Annotated in this window: 20 protein-coding genes; 14 read left to right on the plus strand and 6 right to left on the minus strand. The window is 43.6% G+C overall.

Features of this window, described 5'->3' with window-relative positions; translation table 11 throughout:
• Nucleotides 1-25 precede the first annotated feature (25 nt).
• From fruB to fruA, 3 genes are read left to right on the plus strand one after another with little or no spacing between them, the layout of a single operon-like run.
• Complete coding sequence (fruB, locus tag CYG50_RS13850) at nucleotides 26-1186, plus strand: fused PTS fructose transporter subunit IIA/HPr protein (protein ID WP_102139362.1); 1161 nt, start codon at nucleotides 26-28, stop codon at nucleotides 1184-1186.
• Nucleotides 1183-2127, plus strand: a complete 945-nt coding sequence (gene fruK / locus CYG50_RS13855; protein ID WP_102139363.1) for a 1-phosphofructokinase — start codon at nucleotides 1183-1185, stop codon at nucleotides 2125-2127. The genes fruB and fruK overlap by 4 nt, the downstream gene beginning before the upstream one ends.
• An 11-nt stretch (nucleotides 2128-2138) precedes the next feature.
• Nucleotides 2139-3833 (plus strand): PTS fructose transporter subunit IIBC, encoded by a 1695-nt coding sequence (gene fruA / locus CYG50_RS13860; RefSeq protein ID WP_102139364.1) that lies wholly within the window; start codon nucleotides 2139-2141, stop codon nucleotides 3831-3833.
• Nucleotides 3834-4075: 242 nt separating this feature from the next.
• On the opposite strand, the gene CYG50_RS13865 is transcribed toward fruA, so the two are convergent.
• Both CYG50_RS13865 and cysS read right to left on the minus strand, forming a co-directional pair.
• The gene (locus tag CYG50_RS13865) at nucleotides 4076-4384 is read right to left on the minus strand and encodes a hypothetical protein (RefSeq protein WP_102139365.1); all 309 of its coding nucleotides are present in this window, start codon (nucleotides 4382-4384) and stop codon (nucleotides 4076-4078) included.
• 258 nt (nucleotides 4385-4642) lie between these two features.
• Nucleotides 4643-6031, minus strand: coding sequence for a cysteine--tRNA ligase (gene cysS, locus CYG50_RS13870; RefSeq protein ID WP_102139366.1), 1389 nt, complete (start codon nucleotides 6029-6031; stop codon nucleotides 4643-4645).
• A 267-nt stretch (nucleotides 6032-6298) separates the two neighbouring features.
• On the opposite strand from cysS, the gene ppiB reads away from it, so the two are divergent.
• From ppiB to CYG50_RS13895, 5 genes are all read left to right on the plus strand, one after another.
• Entirely contained in the window at nucleotides 6299-6793 is a 495-nt protein-coding gene (ppiB, locus tag CYG50_RS13875; protein ID WP_102139367.1) for a peptidylprolyl isomerase B, read from the plus strand.
• A gap of 10 nt (nucleotides 6794-6803) precedes the next feature.
• Complete coding sequence (gene lpxH, locus CYG50_RS13880; RefSeq protein WP_102139368.1) at nucleotides 6804-7529, plus strand: UDP-2,3-diacylglucosamine diphosphatase; 726 nt, start codon at nucleotides 6804-6806, stop codon at nucleotides 7527-7529.
• A gap of 155 nt (nucleotides 7530-7684) precedes the next feature.
• Nucleotides 7685-8200, plus strand: coding sequence for a 5-(carboxyamino)imidazole ribonucleotide mutase (purE, locus tag CYG50_RS13885; RefSeq protein ID WP_102139369.1), 516 nt, complete (start codon nucleotides 7685-7687; stop codon nucleotides 8198-8200).
• Nucleotides 8200-9282: a 5-(carboxyamino)imidazole ribonucleotide synthase gene (gene purK / locus CYG50_RS13890; protein ID WP_102139370.1), complete on the plus strand. Its 1083-nt coding sequence runs from the start codon at nucleotides 8200-8202 to the stop codon at nucleotides 9280-9282. The genes purE and purK overlap by 1 nt, the downstream gene beginning before the upstream one ends.
• Before the next feature lie 116 nt (nucleotides 9283-9398).
• A complete protein-coding gene (locus CYG50_RS13895) occupies nucleotides 9399-10637 on the plus strand; it encodes an MFS transporter (RefSeq protein ID WP_102139371.1) in 1239 nt (412 codons plus the stop codon).
• Between the two features lie 126 nt (nucleotides 10638-10763).
• Here CYG50_RS13895 and CYG50_RS13900 read toward each other — a convergent pair whose 3' ends face one another.
• The 3 genes from CYG50_RS13900 to ybbA form a co-directional block, all read right to left on the minus strand.
• Entirely contained in the window at nucleotides 10764-12134 is a 1371-nt protein-coding gene (locus CYG50_RS13900) for an esterase-like activity of phytase family protein (protein WP_102139372.1), read from the minus strand.
• Nucleotides 12135-12369: 235 nt separating this feature from the next.
• Nucleotides 12370-14814, minus strand: a complete 2445-nt coding sequence (ybbP, locus tag CYG50_RS13905; protein ID WP_102139373.1) for a putative ABC transporter permease subunit YbbP — start codon at nucleotides 14812-14814, stop codon at nucleotides 12370-12372.
• Nucleotides 14811-15497, minus strand: coding sequence for a putative ABC transporter ATP-binding protein YbbA (gene ybbA, locus CYG50_RS13910; RefSeq protein WP_102139374.1), 687 nt, complete (start codon nucleotides 15495-15497; stop codon nucleotides 14811-14813). The genes ybbP and ybbA overlap by 4 nt, the downstream gene beginning before the upstream one ends.
• Here ybbA and tesA point away from each other — a divergent pair.
• From tesA to CYG50_RS13935, 5 genes are all read left to right on the plus strand, one after another.
• Nucleotides 15465-16106 carry a multifunctional acyl-CoA thioesterase I/protease I/lysophospholipase L1 gene (gene tesA, locus CYG50_RS13915; protein ID WP_102139375.1) on the plus strand — a complete coding sequence of 214 codons (642 nt, stop codon included), beginning with the start codon at nucleotides 15465-15467 and terminating at the stop codon, nucleotides 16104-16106. The genes ybbA and tesA overlap by 33 nt on opposite strands.
• Nucleotides 16107-16184: 78 nt before the next feature.
• A complete protein-coding gene (locus CYG50_RS13920) occupies nucleotides 16185-16988 on the plus strand; it encodes an SDR family oxidoreductase (protein ID WP_102139376.1) in 804 nt (267 codons plus the stop codon).
• Nucleotides 16989-17063: 75 nt separating this feature from the next.
• Nucleotides 17064-17921 carry a co-chaperone YbbN gene (locus tag CYG50_RS13925; protein WP_102139377.1) on the plus strand — a complete coding sequence of 286 codons (858 nt, stop codon included), beginning with the start codon at nucleotides 17064-17066 and terminating at the stop codon, nucleotides 17919-17921.
• 13 nt (nucleotides 17922-17934) lie between these two features.
• Nucleotides 17935-18879: an SPFH domain-containing protein gene (locus CYG50_RS13930; protein WP_004260315.1), complete on the plus strand. Its 945-nt coding sequence runs from the start codon at nucleotides 17935-17937 to the stop codon at nucleotides 18877-18879.
• Nucleotides 18876-19355, plus strand: a complete 480-nt coding sequence (locus CYG50_RS13935) for an NfeD family protein (RefSeq protein ID WP_102139378.1) — start codon at nucleotides 18876-18878, stop codon at nucleotides 19353-19355. Before CYG50_RS13930 ends, CYG50_RS13935 begins: the two co-directional genes overlap by 4 nt.
• Here CYG50_RS13935 and cueR read toward each other — a convergent pair.
• Nucleotides 19309-19719 (minus strand): Cu(I)-responsive transcriptional regulator, encoded by a 411-nt coding sequence (gene cueR, locus CYG50_RS13940; RefSeq protein ID WP_094960975.1) that lies wholly within the window; start codon nucleotides 19717-19719, stop codon nucleotides 19309-19311. The genes CYG50_RS13935 and cueR overlap by 47 nt on opposite strands.
• Nucleotides 19720-19838: 119 nt before the next feature.
• Here cueR and copA point away from each other — a divergent pair, with 119 nt between their 5' ends.
• Entirely contained in the window at nucleotides 19839-22772 is a 2934-nt protein-coding gene (gene copA / locus CYG50_RS13945; RefSeq protein ID WP_102139379.1) for a copper-exporting P-type ATPase CopA, read from the plus strand.
• Nucleotides 22773-22930 lie beyond the last annotated feature (158 nt).

The following is a 22930-nucleotide window of genomic DNA, read 5'->3' on the forward strand; positions in this document are numbered from 1 at the left end:
CTACGAATAATAATCAGGAGAAATTATGTTTAACTTACCAATAAGCGATATCCACCTTGCAGCTGCTGCATCTGATAAAAAAAATGCAATAGAACAAGTTGCCAAATCATTAGAAAATGCAGGCTATGCAAAAAGCGGTTATGCGCAAGGAATGCTTAACCGGGAAACCCAAGCGCCTACCTTTTTAGGGAATGGTATCGCTATCCCACACGGGACAGTAGAGACGCGAGATCAGGTATTAAAAACGGGTTTTGCTGTCTTTCAATTCCCTGATGGTATTGATTGGGGTGATAACCAAACTGCTTATATTGTTATTGGCATTGCCGCTCAATCAAATGAGCATCTCGAATTGCTACGCCAATTAACCCACATAATCAGTGATGAACACACCGCTGATGCTATAGCCAAAGCTGACACCGCCGAAACCTTAAAGCAACTTCTAATGGGTGAGCGTCAAACTCAACCGGTGAAATTTGATGAATCAATGGTCACGGTTAGTGCTCAAGTTGATAATATAAATACATTGAAAATACAGAATATTATTAACCTACAAAACGCTGAAGCTATCAGCACCGACTTTATTTCTCGAGTTCTCACTCAAACCCCGTCATATTTAGGTCAAGGTATTTGGTTAAGTGATAGTCCAATCGGAAACATTGAGAATGCGATTGCGATATCGACGGTAAAAAAACCATTTAGCTTTCAAGGTAACCCCGTCAGCATTCTAATTACCCTCTCTTACGCTAATTATCAAATAGAGACTTTGTTACTAAAAATAAACAATTTATTGAAAAATAAAGAAGCAAATCTCATTCTCGAAAATGATAACGTTAACAAACTAATTGATTTATTGCGTCCTGATGACTCACACACAGAAAGTGATTCATTGAATACAAACATATCTGGAATAACTCAGGACTTCACCATTCTTAACCCACATGGGTTACATACGCGGCCTAGCACTCAGTTAGTCACTGCTATTAAGCAATTCGAAAGCACGATTACAGTCAGTAATCTTGATGGTACTTCGACTCCCGTAAATGGTCGAAGCTTAATGAAAATTGTCAGCTTAGGGGCTAAATGTGGGCATCGTTTACGCATTCACGCAGAAGGTGTAGATGCACAAGAAGCCATCAATACCATTGGTGAGGCAATCAATTCAGGACTTGGAGAAAAAGTCGCATGAGCAGAAGAGTCGCAACGATCACGTTAAACCCTGCCTACGATTTGGTTGGGCTATTACCTGATATTCATCGCGGGGATGTGAACTTAGTCAAAACAGCAGGCCTTCATGCCGCTGGAAAAGGCATAAATGTGGCTAAAGTACTTAAAAATTTAGGGATTGATGTCACTGTTGGTGGTTTCTTGGGTAAAGAGAATCAAGATGGCTTCCAAAAAGCCTTCAGCGAAACAGGAATTGCTAACCGCTTTCAAGTTGTTGAAGGCCGCACCCGCATCAATGTCAAACTAACAGAGCAAACTGGTGAAGTTACCGATTTTAACTTTTCAGGATTCAGTATTACTAAAGCGGATTGGCAGCGTTTCGTCACCGACTCATTAAGCTGGGCGGGTCAGTTCGATATGATTTGCGTCAGTGGCAGTTTACCTCAGGGCATTGATTTAAATGATTTTACTCAATGGATGTTACGCCTTAGAGAACAATGTATGTGTGTCATTTTTGATAGCAGCCGCGAGGCCTTTGTCGCTGGGCTCAAAGCTTCTCCTTGGTTAGTAAAACCTAATCACCGTGAACTTGAAATTTGGGCCGGAAAACCGCTCCCTACCCAGCAAGATATCGTAAATGCCGCAAATCAACTTCGACAACAAGGTATTGCCCATGTGGTGGTTTCTTTAGGCGAAAAAGGCGCTATGTGGGTCAATTCATCGGGCGCTTGGTTTGCTAAACCACCTGAATGTGAGGTTATCAGCACCGTTGGCGCAGGGGATTCAATGGTAGGTGGATTAATTTACGGGCTAATGATGAGGCAAACAAGTGAGCACACACTTCGCTTAGCTACCGCGGTTTCTGCACTTGCTGTCTCTCAACCCAATGTCGGTATCACAGACCGAGCGCAACTTGCACATATGATGACGAAGGTTGATTTACAACCGTTTACGGCTCAATGAGGATGAAAAACATGAAAATATTAATCGCTCCAAGCCACCAGCAAGGCCCTGCTATTTGCTGGCTAGCCATCGATGCCTTAAAAAATGTATCTGCCTTACAAAATATCACCTTCACAGAACAACTTACTGATGCAGATATTGTGATTTGTTTCGATACTCAGTTGCCGGAAAATTTTAATTGCTCAGATAAAAAAGTCTATTTCGGTCACCCCGATGTCGCTGTTAGGCAACCTGCTGAATTTCTGTCATCTGCAATTAACGAAGCGACACTGTGTGAGCAAAAAATTACCGAGCCGCAGCATGCGAAAGCTTACTCTGTATTAGCCGTTACCGCTTGCCCAACAGGGGTTGCGCACACTTATATGTCCGCGGAAGCACTCGAGGCTGAAGCAAAAAAACGAGGCTGGAATATCAAAGTCGAAACCCGGGGCTCTGTCGGGGTTGGAAATGAAATTACGCCAGAAGAGATAGCACAAGCTGATTTAGTCATTGTCGCTGCCGATATCGAAGTCAATGTGGATAAGTTTTCGGGGAAGCCAATGTACCGCACCTCCACCAGTGCCGCATTGAAGAAAACAGCACAAGAAATGGATAGAGCAGTAGAAGAAGCAAATATATTCACACCACAAAGCGGAAAAACATCAGCCCAAACGAGTAGATCGACAGAAAAACGCGGAGTGTATAAGCACTTACTTACCGGGGTATCATACATGCTCCCTATGGTTGTCGCTGGGGGATTATGTACTGCGCTTTCATTTGCTTTTGGTTTAGACGCATCCAATGTCGAAGGCTCTCTGGCTTGGGCACTTAGCCTAATTGGCGGACAAACAGCCCTTGCATTAATGGTGCCTGTACTATCGGGTTATATCGCCTATTCCATTGCTGACAGAACGGGGTTAACCCCAGGTTTGGTCGGCGGGGTACTTGCAACCACTTTAGGTGCAGGGTTCTTAGGTGGGATCATTTCTGGTTTTCTTGCCGGTTATAGTGCTCACTTTATTAGTACCCGATTAAAATTGCCGCAAACTATGGAAGCGTTAAAGCCAATTCTAATCGTACCGCTCATTTCCACTTTATTCACGGGTTTAGCGATGATCTATGTCATTGGCCACCCTGTAGCGTGGTTAATGGATTGGCTAACTAACTGGTTAAATACCATGGGAACCACTAATGCGGTGATCTTAGGCGCAATTCTAGGGGCGATGATGTGTACGGATATGGGAGGCCCAGTCAATAAAGCCGCATATGCCTTTGGTGTCGGTCTATTAAGTTCACAAACCTATGCGCCAATGGCAGCAATTATGGCGGCAGGAATGGTGCCACCTCTGGCAATGGGCGTTGCAACACTATTAGCACGACATAAGTTTGTACCTGCTGAACGCGAAGCGGGTAAAGCCTCTTTTGTTCTCGGTTTATGTTTTATTTCAGAAGGTGCGATCCCATTTGCGGCCAAAGACCCGATTCGTGTTCTCCCTACTTGCATTATTGGTGGCGCAATAACAGGGGCGCTATCCATGTATTTTGGTATTCAGCTAATGGCACCTCACGGTGGTTTATTTGTGCTGTTAATACCCGGAGCTATTAATCATGTATTGATGTATTTATTCGCGATAGTGGCTGGTACGGTGGTTTCAGGTGTGCTTTATGCCATTGTCAAAAAAGCGACACCTAAAGAAGCCCAACAAGAAATGGCGAGTATCGCTTAATCACACAACTTTAAGTTCCATTCCTAGTCCCTGTTGGTAGTCTTATTCCCCCCCTTAATTGGGGGGCTTTTTATCCAATGAGAAAAAGATAATATTATTACTCGAAGGCCTTTCTATTGGTTCAATATAACTATGCTGATATGAATCTAAACTTAAATTTTCTCGGTTTCTGATTACTGTTAGACATTTTATGAGTGGAGGCCTGTTAGGAGCATTAAGAGACAATGAAGCATCTTCTATCTTTATATTTTTAATTGTTTTTTGTCTATATTCGGAATAACTTTGGGGGCGGAGTTATCGACTTTACCAATATAACTAATAAAAGTTCGTTCTAGTGGTACAACCCTTTGAGAAGGTTTGAAAAAGTTTCGGAGTTTTTGAGTAAACCTCGTAATCGGCTGACTAATTTTATTTTTTATTCCTTTTATGCATCTAGCGATATTTTTGGATGCATTACTTGGAACTTTATGATCTTTCATATAGTTATTGATTAAATTCTCATCAGTACACCCACCTGATTTTACAGAACTTTGACTCGTCTTAATTACCATAATTACCCTTACTCAAACTTTAATTGATGAAAATATATTCTATGTGCATCAATTCTTTGGTAAATAAATAATTATTTCTTTCAATTTTAGCTAACAAAATAAAAACGGTTAGATACCAATACCTAACCGTTTGAATATATGAAAATTTATTTTTAAATCAATCAGTACTTAAAATGATAACTTGGGGAGCATACAAAAGTATGTGACCCAAGTAGCCAAGTGATGGCAACACCGCCACAGCGCGAAATATGACGCGTATTATTTGCGACGCCAAGTGGTCCCCTGTGCCCCATCCTCAAGCACAATCCCCATGGCAGTAAGTTCATCACGAGCCGCATCCGCTTGTGCCCAATCTTTATTCTTACGTGCATCTAGGCGTTGTTGAATTAATGCCTCAATTTTTGCCACTTCCGCATCATCTTCAGTTTGTGCACCGCCTTTTAAAAAGACTTCAGGGTCTTGTTCTAATAAACCCAGCACGCTTGCTAACTCACGCAATTGTGCAGCCATACCATTTGCTGCTGACATATCTTCTGATTTCAGGCGGTTAACTTCACGAACCATGTCAAATAATACCGAATAGGCTTCAGGTGTATTAAAGTCATCATTCATCGCTTCAATGAAACGTGCTTTAAACTCGTCACCACCTGCAGGCACAGCTGACTTATCCGTACCACGCAACGCAGTGTACATGCGCTCAAGCGCAGTACGTGCCTGTTTCAAGTTCTCTTCTGTGTAATTCAGTTGGCTACGGTAATGGCCTGATAACAGAAAATAACGCACCGTTTCTGCATCGTAATACTCAAGCACATCACGGATAGTAAAGAAGTTATTGAGAGATTTAGACATTTTCTCTCTGTCTACCATGACCATACCGGAGTGCATCCAGTAGTTCACATATGGGCCATCATGGGCACAGGTAGATTGCGCAATTTCATTTTCATGGTGAGGAAACATTAAATCAGAGCCGCCACCGTGAATATCAAAATGGTTGCCTAACGTTTTGCTGTTCATGGCCGAACATTCAATGTGCCAACCTGGACGGCCTAAGCCCCATGGGGATCTCCAGCTTGGTTCGCCTTCTTTAGACATTTTCCACAAGACGAAGTCCATTGGATTACGTTTTACATCAGCAACTTCGACGCGAGCACCTGCTTGCAGCTGTTCTAAATCTTGACGCGATAACAGTCCATAATTTGGATCGGTTTTGACTTCAAACATCACATCGCCATTCGCAGCAACATAGGCATGACCACGCTCTATCAAGCTTTGGGTTAATTCAATAATTTCACCAATATGACGTGTTGCGCGTGGTTCGCTATCAGGACGTAAAATATTTAACGCATCGAAATCTTTATGCATTTCAGCCAACATACGCGTTGTTAGCTCTTCGACACTTTCATTATTTTCTGCCGCACGTTTAATGATTTTATCGTCAATATCGGTGACGTTGCGTACATAATTTAAGTCATAACCCAAATAACGTAAATAGCGGCTAATTGCATCAAACGCCACAAATGTACGGCCATGGCCGATATGACACAAGTCGTAGATAGTGATGCCACACACATACATCCCAATCTTCCCTGCTTGGATGGGCTTAAACTCTTCTTTTTGACGACTTTGTGTATTAAAAATTTGTAGCATCTGAACTTTTCCATTTATTTGAAAAATGATTATCGATTTCTACCGATAAAATATCATGTTATTGAACCCCGATCACCTTAAGAATGCAAGGGTTTACCCCGCTTCCTTTTCAGTTTATTGATTAGGTTTAATACACATCTATTATGCTATAAACGGCCGACTAAGCTTCCTTCCGCTTCAAGTCAGGTTTTATCTGTGATATAAACGTGCTGATCTCAACGCTTTCGCAAGTTAGCGCACAAAAAACAATTATTCAGGATAGCTATTATGGTTACATTTCATACCAATCACGGTGACATTGTTATCAAAACGTTTGACGATAAAGCCCCCGTTACTGTCGGAAATTTTTTAACTTACTGCCGTGAAGGTTTTTACAATAATACCATTTTCCATCGTGTTATTAATGGCTTCATGATCCAAGGCGGTGGTTTTGAGCCAGGCATGGAACAAAAAAACACTAAAGCACCTATCAAAAATGAAGCTAACAACGGTCTAAAAAATACCCGTGGTACTTTAGCGATGGCTCGTACTAACGACCCGCATTCTGCAACAGCACAATTTTTCATCAACGTTGCTGACAACGACTTCTTAAACTTCCGTTCAGAACGCCCTGATGGCTGGGGTTACTGCGTGTTTGCTGAAGTGGTTGAAGGTATGGACGTTGTTGACAAAATCAAAGGTGTCTCAACAGGTCGTAGCGGCTTCCACCAAGACGTTCCACGCGAAGACGTCATCATTGAAAAAGTGACGGTCAGCGAGTAAACCTGAACGCATGTCCACTTACATCATTGCAGATTTGCATTTGAGTGAAGATGAACCGGCGATCACCGCCGGTTTTATTAATTTTATTCAACAGCAAGCCATCCATGCCGAAAGCCTATATATTCTCGGTGATTTTTTTAATTATTGGGTGGGCGATGATGATGCCAATCCGCTGCATCAGCTAGTTGCCAATGAATTGAAACAGCTCACAGAACGCGGCATTCCCTGCTATTTCATTCATGGAAATCGAGATTTTTTAATTGGTAAACGCTATGCGAAACAGTGTGGCATGACCATACTCCCACAAGAAACATTGCTCGAACTTTATGATAAGCGCATTTTAATTCTGCATGGTGATACTTTATGCACAGATGATGCCGCCTATCAAAATTACCGTAAAAAAGTTCACACGCCTTGGATCCAACGAGTGTTTTTACTACTCCCGCTCTTCATACGTCGCCGTATCGCACAAAAAATGCGGCAAAATAGCCAATATGCAAGCAGCATGAAAGCCGAGTCGATTATGGACGTCAATTCACAAGCCGTTATTGATGCATTACAAAGGCACCAAGCGCAATGGATGATCCATGGTCATACTCACCGGCCTGCCATTCATGAGATAAATATTGGTGGTAAATTGCATTATCGAGGTGTATTAGGTGCGTGGCACCACGAAGGTTCAGCCTTTGTGATTAACGAGCAAGGCATTGAACTAACTTTCTTTCCCTTTGAGTAATTTTGCCTGACTAACCATTTTCAATATCTCCCACAACTGTTTGCTTATTTATTAATCACGCAAACGTTTTCCTTGCTGCTTTACCATGATATGATCAAGACAATTCAATTTCCCACCTCAGGGTGATGTTTTTTTTCAATACAGGAAAGCACCAAATGACTGCCCAAGTTCCTGCTCAATCTGCGGCAAAAATCGCCATTGTTATGGGTTCGAAAAGTGATTGGACGACCATGCAGCACGCAGCTGATGTATTAACAGAACTCCAAATCCCTTTTCATGTCGAAATCGTCTCTGCGCACCGAACACCAGATAAACTATTTTCTTTTGCTGAAACCGCCAAAGAGAACGGATTTGATGTGATTATCGCGGGCGCGGGTGGTGCCGCACATCTACCAGGAATGATTGCCGCTAAAACATTAGTCCCTGTTTTTGGTGTTCCGGTACAAAGCACTGCATTGAGTGGTGTTGATAGCTTATATTCTATCGTGCAAATGCCTAAAGGCATTCCTGTTGGTACGCTAGCCATCGGTAAAGCAGGCTCAGCAAACGCAGCGCTGTTAGCCGCGCAAGTATTAGCGATAAGTGATACTGCTATTTTCAATCGCCTCATTGCATGGCGAGAAGCACAAACCAATGATGTGTTAAACAACCCAGACCCGAGGAACGCCTAATGAAACCCGTTTGCGTGCTTGGTAATGGCCAATTAGGCCGTATGCTACGCCAAGCTGGCGAGCCATTAGGCATTGCCGTTTTTCCTGTTGGTCTTGATGCAGAGCCCGAAGCGGTTCCTTATCAACAAAGCGTCATCACCGCGGAAATTGAACGCTGGCCGGAAACCCCGCTAACCAAAGAATTAGCTCGCCATAATGCCTTTATTAACCGTGATATTTTTCCACGTTTAGCGGATAGGTTTCCACAAAAAAGCTTATTTGATAGTTTGCAACTTTCCACTGCACCTTGGGCTCTATTAGAAACCCCCGAACAATGGCCTGAATTATTTGCCAAACTCGGTGATTTTCTCATTGTAAAACGCAGAACTGGCGGCTATGACGGGCGTGGTCAATGGCGTGTTCGCCCTGGTGATGAAAAAGACTTACCCGCTGAAATTTACGGTGAATGTATCGTTGAGCAAGGTATTCCCTTTGACGCCGAAGTCTCTGTCATTGGTGCCCGAAACGCAGCGGGAAAATCCGTTTTTTACCCGATAACCCATAATTTGCACCAAGAAGGCATTTTACGTACAAGCGTAGCTTTCCCTAAGTCGACTAACCCGCAGCAGGAACAAGCTCAAGCCATGCTTAGCGCTGTCATGGATGAGTTAGGCTATATCGGTGTAATGGCAATGGAATGTTTTGTCGTGGGTGATAACCTACTGATTAACGAGATTGCGCCTCGAGTACACAATAGCGGCCACTGGACACAAAATGGCGCATCCATTAGCCAATTTGAGCTGCATTTACGTGCCATATTAGACCTACCAATGCCGTCACCTGAAGTGTATAGCCCTGCTGTTATGGTCAATTTAATCGGTACTGATGTAAATATAGACTGGCTGAGCTTACCCCTCGTTCACCTTCACTGGTATGAGAAAGAGGTGCGCCCTGCTCGTAAAGTTGGCCATTTAAACCTTTCTCATAGTGACCACAACCAGTTATCTGCAACACTTAACGCATTGGCTTCACTTTTGCCAAATGAGTACAAAAGTGGCATTGAGTGGGCAAATGCAAAATTAGACTGGTACTCTCATCAATAAATAGGGAAAATAGCCCTATTCGATGCCCGAAACTATTTTCGGGCATTATGCTATTTTCGCCGTCATCCAGAAAACAAATATCCTGATTTAAGGTGTGCGGCATTACTGGAGTCAATATGTCCTCGCAGACTTTTAGTCCGTTTTATCAGTGGTGCATTCTTGTTCTGTTAGGACTTGTTTATTTTTTAGCCACCGCGACAACCTTTACCTCTCTTGGCGTGGTCTTGCCTGAAATGATAAGTGAGCTCAAATGGAGCTGGAGCGAAGCTGGGTTTGGCTTTACGCTACTGGGCTTAACTTGTGGACTTGCGAGTTTCCTCCCTTCTTTATTGATCCGTAAAGTCGGTGTACGGGCTACTTTATTGCTAGGTACCAGTGTCTTTGTTGCGGGCTTTTATAGTCTTTACTCCACCCAAGCCATTAGCACCTATTTTTTAGGTACCGCATTAATTGGTGTTGGTTTCACCTTACTCGCCACCGTCCCGGGGACTTACGTACTTTCGCGGCTATTTGAAAAACAATCCCTTGCCTTTGGGTTATATTTCACCATCGGGGGCTTGGGGGGTGTTGCAGGCCCTTGGATTTACTTTTACGCATCAAACCAATTAGGCTCATGGCGCATGCATTGGGTTCTATGTGCTGTTTATCTTAGCATCGTCACGTTAATCACGATTTTCATGCTACGTGAAGGTAAAAAAGAGCAAGAGCACGCAAAAAAGGTGATGCAGAAACAAGTTAGTGACGCAAGCAAGCCTATTTATCGCACTGCTGAAGTATGGACAGTCGGCAGAGCGCTACGTACATGGCAGTTCTACTTGATTGCTGCGACTTATACCTCGTTTTTATGGTGTGGCATTACCGTTAACAGTTTTGCTGTTGCCCATATTGAAGAGCGTGGATTTGGCATGACCGTGGCGGTTTCATTATTAAGCACAATGGCATTTGTGAATGCATTCTCAAGATTTATTGGTGGAGCCGCTGGTGAATGGTTAGAACCGAAGAAACTATTAATCGGTAGCCTAATTATCATGGTGTTAGGTGTTATTTTCCTCAGTATTGCCACGTCATGGCTATGGTTAATTTTGTTTGTGTTATGCGTTGGTATTGGTTATGGCATGACCTTTTTGGCATCCAGTGTTTTACTGTCAAATTATTTTGGTCGAGGCCCATACCTAGAGCTATTCTCTGTGGTGAATTTAATCTCAACCGTTGCCTGTTTAGCGCCTTTCATTGCCGGTGGTATCAAAGACTTAACAGGCAGTTTCACCCCTGCATTTTTGGTTATTGCCGCGCCTGTTATCATCATTTTATTGCTTACTTTGATGATGAAACCCCCTGCCCTCAATCACAAATAAAAAATCCCGAGTGATTAGCTCGGGAAAAATTGAAACCAAAGGGAAAATAAGCTTAAGACCAGATATTGGATCAAAACATAGCGTTTATTTGCGCCTCCGAAAAATCAAACAGAGGCGCAAAATTAATTAGGGTTTTAACAGCTCGGGGACTTTTAATAAGATAAATTCATTATCATCCGCTTTATTTGGTTCACGGCTAGATGAAAACGGAAAGTTATTGTCATTACCAACAATAATGTGTTCGCTATCAACCACATCAACGTTTTCAATGGTGAAGAATGGGAAGGTAAACACGCCATCATTTAATGGTTTTCTTGCCATATTACTTGGGTCTTTGATATTCATTAAATCAATATAAGCTTGCTTATCTACGGCTTTCCCTACGTTGTTATCTGAAAATTCAATACGATATACACGCTTGAATTTAGCTAAATGACTAAAGCAATTTTCAGTATTACTGTTTCCCGCCGTGCAGGCTTTATCTGCTGTACCTTCACCATTATCACGCTCAATGATTAGGCCGTGGGTATCATCAATAAGATTGAAATCACCAATGGCATTTTGATTGTCTTCAAAGACATACAACCAGCTTCTACCCGTCCAATCTTGCTTTTTCACATCAAACTCAAGAATACGTGCTGCGCGTTTACCATCAACATTTTCATAATCTTGCTTGTCATCAAGCCAAATCGCACCTTCTAGCATTGGGTAGAGCTTAGAACCGTCTGGTGATGACGCCATACCTTCAAAACCTTTCGAACGGTTGACTTGGAAATTCACTTTATCAGCAGGTTTACCCGGTGTTGTGATTTGGTAGTGATCAGGAGAAACAACTTTCTTTCCATCTACTTGTGTTTCAAACAAGGCTAATACCTTGCCATCCAAATCCATTTTGATTAGGTAAGGGCCAAACTCATCGCCAACCCATAGAGCACCACCTGCAAATTGAAAGCTTTCAGGGTCAAAATCACTTCCTGTTAAATAGCGTTCTTTTGTGCTCTCATTCGTAATATGAAAAGGAATAATTTTATCGGGATCATGGAAGAAAACCGTTTTTAATGGCGTTGTATTACCTGATTGAAAATCAATATCATATTGAGTGGCATACAACATAGAATCAGGGGAATTTACTTTATTGCCGAATCCATTGTCGGTTAAAACCCAATAAGTCCCGTCCGCCATGCGTTTGATACCCGAGTGCCCTTGGCGTGGCTGGCCTTTAATTGGAATATGCATTCCTGTTGGGCGATCTGCAGATTTACCTTCCACTTTCCCTAAACTATCAACACGAGCGCCAGTGGTAAATTTACCACTCACTTGCATGTCTGAAGGTGCATTTTCGGGGGAAGAAACCGTTGAATTAACTGGAAGAATGGAGTGCCCCGCTAACGTTGCGGTCACTTCTTGTTGTGCAAACCCTGTGATGCTAAATGAAATTAAACTAGCCAATAAAGATAACGAGCCCAGCTTACGTTTAATCGAATGGTTATTCTGCATTGTTATGTTTCCATTATAAGGCTATCAATAATTGATGGCGGAATCATAACGTCGATGAATGAAGCTTTTATGAAGGATTAGAGACAGTTATTTTACTGAAAAACAAGTTGTTTTTATAATGTTCAATAAATAGTGGCATTAAGATATTTCCCTAACACCACTATATTCTAAATAATTCGAGTTGCAGCTAGCTGAACGTAATCAACAACGCTGCAACTTGAAGTATGACGAGTATTTAACCATTCAAACGACGGTGCTGACTCCCCGTCCCTAATAAACGTAACCCCAACCAACCACCACAAATGGACAGTAAGAAAGCCGCGCTTAAGGGTAATAGCACCCACATACGCCACTCAGGTTGCCAAGGGAAATCAAACACTTTACTTTGCAACAACCATAAAGCAATTTCTGCCCCAAATGCCGCGGCAAGCCCTGCCATTAAGCCAAGCAATGCAAACTCGCTCCACAGGGTTCGACGCATCAATTTTTTACTGGCTCCCAGAGTTCGGTACACCACTAATTCACGTTCCCGTTGGCTCATACCGACTTGAATTTGAGCCAATAATAGCAACAGCCCACAGAAAATAACCAGAACCACCATCACTTCAAGGGCTTGGCTCACTTGCTGAAGAATTTGCTGGATTTGGGTGATAATTGCACCGGTGTCGAGCACATTAATGGTTGGGTAATGGCGGCTAAGTTGCGTTAATAGCTGCCCATCACCTTCATAGTGGAAGCTGCTCAACCAAGTGGCCGGCATCTGAGAAAGGCTTTCTTCAGAGAAAATAAAATAGAAGTTTGGTCGTAGGCTTTCCCAATCAACCGTACGAATACTACTAACTGTTGCACTAAAGACCTGGGCCCCTGCGTTAAATGTGAGTTTATCACCTAATTTCAACCCAAGCTCTTTAACGACCGTTTGTTCAATCGAGACTTCACCTGCTTTTGGTGGCCAAGTTCCTTTATCAACCACATTAGCTGGCGCTAAATCAGATTGCCAAGTTAGGCTCAATTCACGTCGCACCGTATTATTATTTGGATCACGTTGATCGGCCCATTCAATTGCTGACTGGTCATTAATATCGGTTAAGCGCGCTAACACCACAGGGTTGAACTCGGTGGGTTTCACGTCAAACTCAGCCAATAGCTTGGTGACAGGCTCAAGCTGTGACTGGTTCATATTGATCAAAAAATAGTTCGGGCTATCTGCGGGTAACTGTTGCTGCCAACGGTCAAGCAAATCACCACGCACTAAAATTAGCAGCGCCAACAACATAAATGACAGCGAAAATGCACTCATTTGTGTGATGGTTTGTAACGGCTGGCGCAATAGGCGACTAACGGATAAACGCAAACTTAATTGGCGAAACTTAATATGACGCAGCCCCCATAAGCCAACCCAACCAATCAGCGCAAGTAGAATGGCAACCACGACAATACCGGCCAAAATTGACCACAACAGAGGGTTAACGCCAGCAAACACAAATAAGCCGCCAACCACAATTAAAATAACAATTGGCAGATAATAATATAGCGGCCAAACAGGTGATTTGGCATCTTCACGTAATACCCTTGAAGGCTGTGTTGCCATCAGTTGGTAATAGGGGCGGCTGCCAACAATTATCGCAATAATAAATAATGTACCGATCGCCCAAACCCAAGGCATTAAACTTGCAGGCGGCAATTCCTTCGGCAACATAGCCCCTAAGATTTGCATTAAAATGCCTTCAAAAGCCAAACCTAATAATGAGCCGAGTAAAGCCGCAGCAATTAAAATCACTAACCACTGCCCAATAATCCACTGACGTAATGCGCTACGCCCTGCCCCTAAGGTTTTTAATACTGCAATTAATTGATGGCGGCTACGGCAGTAATGCGTCATTGAAACCACAACCGCAGCAATGGCTAGCAGCAGGGTTAATAAAACTGACAACAATAAAAACTGTTGGGCACGTTGGAAGGTTTTCCCCACTGCACCGTTATTTTCGCTTAACGTAAACCAACGCTGATCATTTCGTAGGTCTTGGTCATATTTTTGTTGAAATACATCAATAAGCTGGCGATCGCCGGCAAACATGTCGCGATAAGTTAACCGGCTGCCTAATTGAATTGCCCCTGTTAATGGTGCATCTTCAATTGCTATCAATACTCTTGGCGCAATCTGGAATGGGTTAAAACCGCTGTCAGGCTCTTGAATTAGTTTACCCGAAACTTTTAGCGTCGCATCTCCGATATCAATGTTATCCCCTACATTGAGGTTCAATAATTCTAATAACCGTGGTGCGACTAATATCTCCCCTTTTGTCGGGGTTACCCCAGCCGGTTCTGTGATGAGCTCGCCATATAATGGATATGCCTTATCCGCTGCTTTCACTAACACCAGTTGTGGCCGAGCGTCTTCATCTTCCGTCGCATAAGCCATGGTAGAAAATGATATTTGCTGGCTTAGCGTTAACCCCTCTTTTTGGGCCTCTTGTAACCATGCAGGGTCGCTTGGGTGAGAAGATCGTAAAACTAAGTCACCCGCTAATAGCTCACGGCTTTGGTAGCTCATGCTATTTTCAATGCGATCGCTAATTCGCCCTAAAGCCAGTACACAAGCAACCGCAAGGGTAAGCGCAAGCCAAACAATCAATAACGAGGGTGTTTTCCATTCACGCCAAAACCAACGCCAAATCATACTTCTTCCCTCAACTGCCCATCGACCAAGCGCAAGCGGCGTTGGCAGCGTGCAGCCAGCTCGTTATCGTGGGTAACTAAAATCAAGGTTGTTCCATGCTCTTTGTTCATATCAAACAGTAAATCTGCAATTTTATCCCCGGTGTGGCGATCGAGATTCCCCGTTGGTTCATCGGCAAATAAAATCTGTGGGCGGCCATTAAAGGCACGAGCAAGTGCAACACGCTGCTGCTCACCCCCTGACAACTGTGGTGGCATATGTTTTAGGCGATCTTTTAAGCCTAAATCCGTCAATAAACTTGCCGCGTGTTGGTAGCTTTCAGACTCAGATTCACCACGTAACAAAGAAGGAAGTTGCACATTTTCAATAGCATTTAAGGTTGGGATCAACATAAAGGATTGGAACACAAAACCGACACTTTGTGCCCGTAAACGTGCCCGTTGTTCTTCGTCCATTTTAGTAAGGTCTTGGCCTAATAAATTAACCGTTCCGCTTGAGCCGTCATCCAACCCCGCAATAATCCCTAACAAGGTTGATTTCCCCGAACCTGACTCCCCAATTAAAGCAATTGTTTGCCCGGACTCGACAATTAGCTCAACACCTTGCAATATAGTCAGTTCATGTTCACCTTGACCAACACGTTTAATGAGATGATGAACTTCAAGAATATTATTCGCCGACATATATTGGTATTTCTCCTGTTACTGACTGCAAGTGGGCACGCACTTGCGTCAACTAAGCTATTAATCTTAGGTGATAGCCTAAGTGCAGGCTACCGTTTACCGGCTGAGCAGGCTTGGGCCTCCTTGCTTGCCGAACGTTGGCAGAAACTTTCCCCACCCGTTGCTATTGTTAACGGTAGTATTAGTGGAAATACCTCTGCACAGGGGTTAGAACGCCTTTCCGTTTTACTCGAACAAAACAAACCTAACTGGGTATTGATCGAATTAGGTGCAAATGATGGCTTACAAGGTCTCCCTGTAGAGCAACTCGAAGATAATTTACAGCAAATTATCGATCAAATCGTGCAATCGGGTGCGAAACCGCTCTTAATGCAAATTCGCATTCCACCTAACTATGGCAAACGTTATACGACAAGTTTCGAAAAAGTCTATCCGAAATTGGCGCAAAGTAATCAAATTCCATTACTCCCGTTTTATATGGAAACCGTGATAACTAAGCCTGAATGGATACAACAAGATGGTATTCACCCTACCGTTGAAGCCCAGCCATCCATTGCTGATTTTATGGAAAAACAGCTTTTCGAACACATTTTACCGTCTAGTAAATAAAACAGACGTTAAACAAGGGTATTAAAACGCTCTTTTATACCCGAAATAGATTCAGCTGCATGAAACCAAGGTAAAGTTATGCAAACATCGGCACGAAACAAAAAATCAGTCCTAGTCACAGGTGCATCAAGCGGTATTGGCTTTTGTGCTGCACAGACACTTCGGCAGCGTGGCTACCATGTGATTGTTGCTTGCCGTAAAGAAAGCGATATTTTGCGCCTAAAAGAGCTAGGTTATGACACGGTATCCCTTGACCTCGATGATAAGAATAGCATAGAAACCGCGGCTAAAACGGTGCTAACACTCTGTAATCATCGCCTTTTCGGTTTATTCAATAACGCCGGTTTTGGGGTGTATGGCCCGTTAAATAGCGTCAGCCGTGAACAACTTGAAGCACAATTTTCCACTAACTTTTTTGGTGTTCACCAGTTAACCTTTTTGCTATTACCTGCAATGCTAGCGCACCATGAAGGGCGAATTATCCAAACTAGTTCAGTGATGGGGGTAATTTCAACCCCCGGTCGTGGCGCTTATGCTGCCAGCAAATACGCGCTGGAAGCATGGTCCGATGCGCTACGCTTAGAATTGGTAGGAACAGGGGTGAAAGTGAGTTTAATTGAACCGGGCCCGATCCATACGGCTTTTACTCAAAATGTTGAACAAACACAAAAAGATAAACCCGTTAAAAACCCAGGTATTGCTTCACGTTTCACCTTAACACCAGAACATGTGGTAGAAAAACTGATCCATGCGTTAGAAAGCCCCCGCCCAAAAGTACGCTATTCTGTCACGTTATTAACCGTCGCTGTGCGTATCTTAAAACGTATTCTACCTGACAAAATAATGGATAAAATACTGGCAAATCAGGGGAAAAAAGCTTGAAAAAAGCAAAATCAGCCCCACTTTATTACTATTGCTCACAAATTCTATTGATAACAAATTCAAAAGAGACTTCTTATGTTTGCTAACGCTCAGATAATTGATATTAACGAAACGAACCTACACCAAGTCATTGAACAATCAATGAACTTACCTGTCATGTTTTACTTTTGGTCACCGCGTAGCCCTCATTGCCAAGATTTCGGTACCATGTTGGAAAAAATTGCCAACGACTACGCAGGGTCATTTATTTTAGCTAAAGTTAATTGTGATGAAGAACAAATGATCGCAAGCCAGTTTGGCTTAAAAGCGATCCCTACTGTGTATGTGTTGCAAAATGGTCGCCCTGTTGATGGCTTTGAAGGGCCACAACCAGAAGAAGTGGTATTGGAAATTTTAGCTCGTGTGCTGCCAAGCCCAGAAGAAATGAAAGCAGCACAAGCCGCTGAATTAATAGCAGAAGGTAAAATACAAGAAGCACTGCCACTGCTAAAAGAAGCGCATCAGCTGAACCCCAAAAATAGCGATATCACATTATTATTGGCAGAAACCCAAATTGGTTTAAATCTCGTTGATGACGCACAAGCTACTTTAGAAGCTGTCCCATTACAGGATAAAGACAGTCGCTACCAAGGTTTAATCGCACAAATTGAATTATTAAAGCAAGCTGCGGACACCCCTGAAATTCAACAATTGCAAGATGAATTCAATCAAGATCCGCAAAATACAACGTTAGCGGTTCAATTAGCCCTAAAACTGCATGAAGTGAACCGCAACGAAGAAGCGCTGGAAATGTTATTCGGTTTTTTACGTACCGACTTGGGTGCAGGTGACGGCGCAGTAAGAAAAACCATGATGGATATTATGTCTGCAATGGGTACTGGTGACGCCATTGCCAGTAAATACCGTCGCCAAGTATATTCACTACTTTACTAATTAAGGGTTAAATATGGACTTGTTCGCCTTTGGTGCAATACCGATTATCATTTTTGTCGCTGTCGTTATTGTTTTTACCTGTGTTAAAACAGTACCTCAAGGCTTCCAATGGACGGTTGAGCGCTTCGGTCGCTATACCCGTACGTTGCAACCCGGCTTACATATTATTGTCCCATTTATGGACAAAATTGGCCGTCGCATCAATATGATGGAACAAGTCCTTGATATCCCATCTCAAGAAGTTATTTCTCGCGATAATGCCAACGTCACGATTGATGCTGTCTGCTTTATCCAAGTCGTTGACCCAGTACGTGCAGCCTATGAGGTTAGCAACCTTGAGCTTTCAGTCCTGAATTTGACGATGACCAATATTCGTACCGTATTAGGTTCCATGGAACTGGACGAAATGTTGTCACAACGTGATTCCATTAATAGCCGTTTGTTGCACGTGGTGGATGAAGCAACCAACCCTTGGGGTGTCAAAATTACCCGTATCGAAATTCGTGACGTGAAACCACCAAAAGAATTGATTAGTGCGATGAATGCTCAGATGAAGGCTGAACGTACTAAACGTGCCGATATTCTTGAAGCCGAAGGGATCCGCCAAGCGGCAATTTTGAAAGCTGAAGGTGAAAAACAGTCACAAATTCTCAAAGCCGAAGGGGAACGTCAGTCGGCATTTTTACAAGCCGAAGCGCGTGAAAGAGCCGCGGAAGCGGAAGCAAAAGCGACACAAATGGTATCTGAAGCGATCGCCGCTGGGGATATGCAAGCAATTAACTACTTTGTGGCGCAAAAATACACCGATGCACTGACCAGTATTGGTTCTGCCGAAAACAGCAAAGTCATCATGATGCCATTAGAAGCCAGTAATTTAATGGGCGCAATTGGTGGGATCACTGAGCTAATCGGCGAAAGCAAGAAAACCAGTGCCATGAAAAAGCAGGTAAAAGAATGATAGAGCTTATCAGTGCTCAACCCGCATGGTTTTGGCTGTGTCTTGGTGGGCTATTACTGATTGGTGAACTTCTTGGAACCGCAGGCTACCTTTTATGGTCGGGTATTGCGGCGGTACTTGTTGGGGTTATCGTTTGGGCTCTACCATTCATCGGTTGGGAGTGGCAAGGGGTCTTGTTTGCTATTTTTACCGTGGTCTCCGCTGTTTTATGGCGAAAATGGTTGAGTAATAGGCAAAAAAACAAGGCTGATAACGTCAACCAAATTAGCCATCAACTCATCGGTGTTAAAGGCCGTTTGTTGTCAGATACTGAAGAAGGTTTTAGCCGTGTACGCCTTGCTGATGGCAGTTGGCGTGTCTATAGCGACACGCCATTAAGTTCCAACACCGAAGTCGTCGTCATCGCAGTAGACGGCATCACCTTGCAGGTTAAGCCTTCGCATGGTGACAACACCCACGCGCCAAGTGGTCAATAATCGGGCAATCTGCACCATCATCCCCAGGGCACACGTCCACAAGCTCTTGTAATGTATCTCGAATGGCAGACAATTTAACGATTGTCTGCTCTATTTCATTTATCTTGGCTATCGTTGTCGTTTTTACATCTGCGCTATGTCTAGTTGGATTACGAAACAAACCTAATAGTTCGCCACATTCATCCAAGGTAAAACCCACATCTTTTGCCTGTTTGAGCAATACAAGTTCGTTTAAATGACGTTCTTGATAATAACGGTAGCTATTTTCCCCTCTTTCAGGGGGGGTAATTAGCCCTTTGTCTTCATAAAAACGAATAGCTTTTGCAGTTAGGCCAGTTTTTTTGGCAATTTCACTAATATTCATAATTCCTCTTGACCTTAACCTTGCTGGAAGGTGTAACCTTTGTTCATTGTCGAATTATAGACCTAATTGTAGATAAAGTTATAGACCCAATACATCAAACGGGTTTTAGAGACTGCAAAATGAGTAACATGATTATTTTAAAATTACAGGGACTAAGCTGCATGCATTGTGTCGGTTCAGTCACTAAAGCGCTCGAAGGGCGTGGCGATGTCGCTAACTTAAAAGTCACTATCGATTATGCCGTGATGGAAAGTGATGCCAATGTCGCTGACTTAATTAAAACCATCGTTGATGCAGGTTATGAAGCTGAAGTGGCTAACACTCCAGATACCGAGTTACAGCTTTCCGGCCTCAATTGTATGAAATGTGCAGGTAAAACACAAAAAGCTCTCGAAGAGGTTGACGGTGTCGCTGCCGCTGTTGTCGATACCTCCAGCGCCAAAGTGTACGGTTCAGCTGATGCACAAGCGTTAATCGCTGCCGTTCAACAAGCGGGCTATAACGCAGAAATTGCCCAAACTAAGGCGATCACTTTAGCCCTTTCGGGTCTAAGTTGCATGAAATGTGCCGCTAAAACGCAGCAAGCGCTAGAAGCCGTTGACGGCGTTGATAGCGCAACTGTCGATACCCAAACCGCTGTTGTCCATGGTACCGCATCCGCAGAAGCCTTAATTGCGGCAGTTCAAGCCGCTGGCTACCAAGCTACAGAGGAGGGATCTCACCCAAAAACTGAGCCGCTGAGTACCACAACTGAACAGCCGGAAGCTGATTCAGCGGCAATCTGTGAGATCCCGGCACAAGAGTCTGATTTAGGTGAACAACCTGAAATTAGCCCAATGGATGACAGTGTACAGTTACTGCTTGATGGCATGACCTGTGCCAGTTGTGTCAATAAAGTTCAAAAAGCCTTAAATAGCGTACCCGGTGTTGAAAATGCACGAGTCAACTTAGCTGAGCGTAGCGCTTTAGTCACCGGAACCGCTGAACCTAATGATTTAATCGATGCTGTTGTCAAAGCAGGTTATGGCGCAGAGATCATTCAAGATGAAGCCAAGCGTCGTGAGCGCCAACAAGAAGTTGCTCAAGCTAATATGCATCGCTTCCGTTGGCAATCAGCATTAGCACTTGCCCTTGGTATCCCTGTGATGGTGTGGGGGATGATGGGCGATAACATGGTGCTGACTGAGCAAAACCATACCATTTGGCTCACCATTGGTGTATTAACCCTTGCAGTCATGGTATTTGCAGGTGGGCACTTTTATCGCAATGCATGGCAAAGCCTGAAAAATGGCAGCGCCACTATGGATACCTTAGTTGCGTTAGGAACAGGAGCAGCTTGGCTCTATTCTATTGTGGTGAATATTTGGCCTGAATGGTTCCCTGATCAAGCCAGACACCTTTATTATGAAGCCAGTGCCATGATCATCGGTCTTATCAACCTAGGTCACGCCTTAGAGCAACGCGCTCGCCAGCGCTCATCAAAAGCTCTTGAACGTTTGCTAGATTTGACACCACCAACAGCACGCGTTGTCACAGAGCAAGGCGAAGTGGATATGCCACTGGAACAAGTCAAAAAAGGGATGGTTTTACGCTTAGCAACCGGTGATCGTGTGCCTGTTGATGGTGAAATTATCGAAGGCGAGGTCTGGCTAGACGAAGCCATGCTAACCGGTGAGCCGATCCCACAGCAAAAGAGTAAAGGGGATCAAGTCCATGCCGGAACCGTGGTACAAGATGGTACCGTACTATTTCGTGCCGCTGCTGTCGGTAGCCAAACGACTTTAGCACGAATTATCCACCTTGTTCGCCAAGCACAAAGTAGTAAACCACAAATTGGCCAACTTGCTGACCGAATTTCAGCCGTGTTTGTCCCCATTGTTGTGGGTATTGCCTTAATTTCAGGTGCTATTTGGTACTTTGTTGGGCCTGCACCACAGATTACTTACGCACTCGTTATCACAACAACCGTATTAATTATTGCGTGTCCTTGTGCGCTAGGCCTTGCAACACCAATGTCGATTATTTCTGGCGTGGGCCGAGCAGCTGAGTTTGGCGTGTTAGTACGCGATGCGGATGCATTACAGCAAGCCAGTGAATTAGATACTATTGTGTTTGATAAAACAGGTACATTGACTGAAGGAATGCCTCAAGTTACAGATATCCATGTGTTTAATGGGTTTGAACAAGACACCGCCTTACAGTATGCCGCTTCATTAGAAAATGGCTCTAATCACCCACTAGCTCGCGCTGTTTTAAATCGCGCAAAAGGTTTAACGCTGCCGGCTAATGAACAGTTTAGAACCTTAGCTGGGTTAGGTATTAGTGCAATAATTAACGGCCAAACTATTTTGTTAGGTAACCAAAAACTGTTAGCGCAAAATAATGTTGAAACCCGTGACGTGGAAGAAACGCTACACCAACAAGCGACTCAAGGCGTAACCCCTGTATTGCTAGCTATTGATGGAAAAGTTGCTGCGCTATTATCTATCCGTGACCCATTACGTGAAGACAGCATAAGTGCGCTGGCGCGTTTACATAAACAAGGTTTCCGTTTAGTCATGTTAACCGGAGACAACCCAGTAACCGCCAATGCGATAGCCAAAGAAGCGGGTATTGATGAAGTGATTGCAGGCGTCATGCCAGACGGAAAATCCGCTGCAATTGAAGCCTTACAAGCCAAAGGCCACAAAGTGGCGATGGTCGGTGATGGTATCAATGATGCCCCTGCTCTAGCCCGAGCTGACGTTGGTATTGCGATGGGTGGCGGTAGTGATATCGCGATTGAGACCGCATCCATTACCTTAATGCGCCAAAGCTTACATGGCGTTGCCGATGCAGTGTCTATTTCAAAAGGAACACTGCGTAACATGAAGCAAAACCTATTTGGTGCCTTTGTTTATAACACATTAGGCATTCCAATCGCGGCGGGTATTTTATACCCAATTACGGGGACTTTACTTAACCCTGTTGTTGCAGGTGCAGCAATGGCCTTATCATCCATTACCGTGGTCAGTAACGCCAACCGCTTATTACGCTTTAAACCTGAGAAATAATACCCAAAAGTGGGAGGAACATATGTTCTTCCCCTTTTTAATGATGAATGCTGTTCATATCTAAACTTTATCACCACAACACTTCATTTTCTTACTAAGTAAAAATCGCATCATTTTTTATGTCATTAATATCAAGCTAAGCCTATACTTATAAATAG

The organism is Providencia huaxiensis (genome assembly GCF_002843235.3).
Classification (GTDB): Bacteria; Pseudomonadota; Gammaproteobacteria; order Enterobacterales; family Enterobacteriaceae; genus Providencia; species Providencia huaxiensis.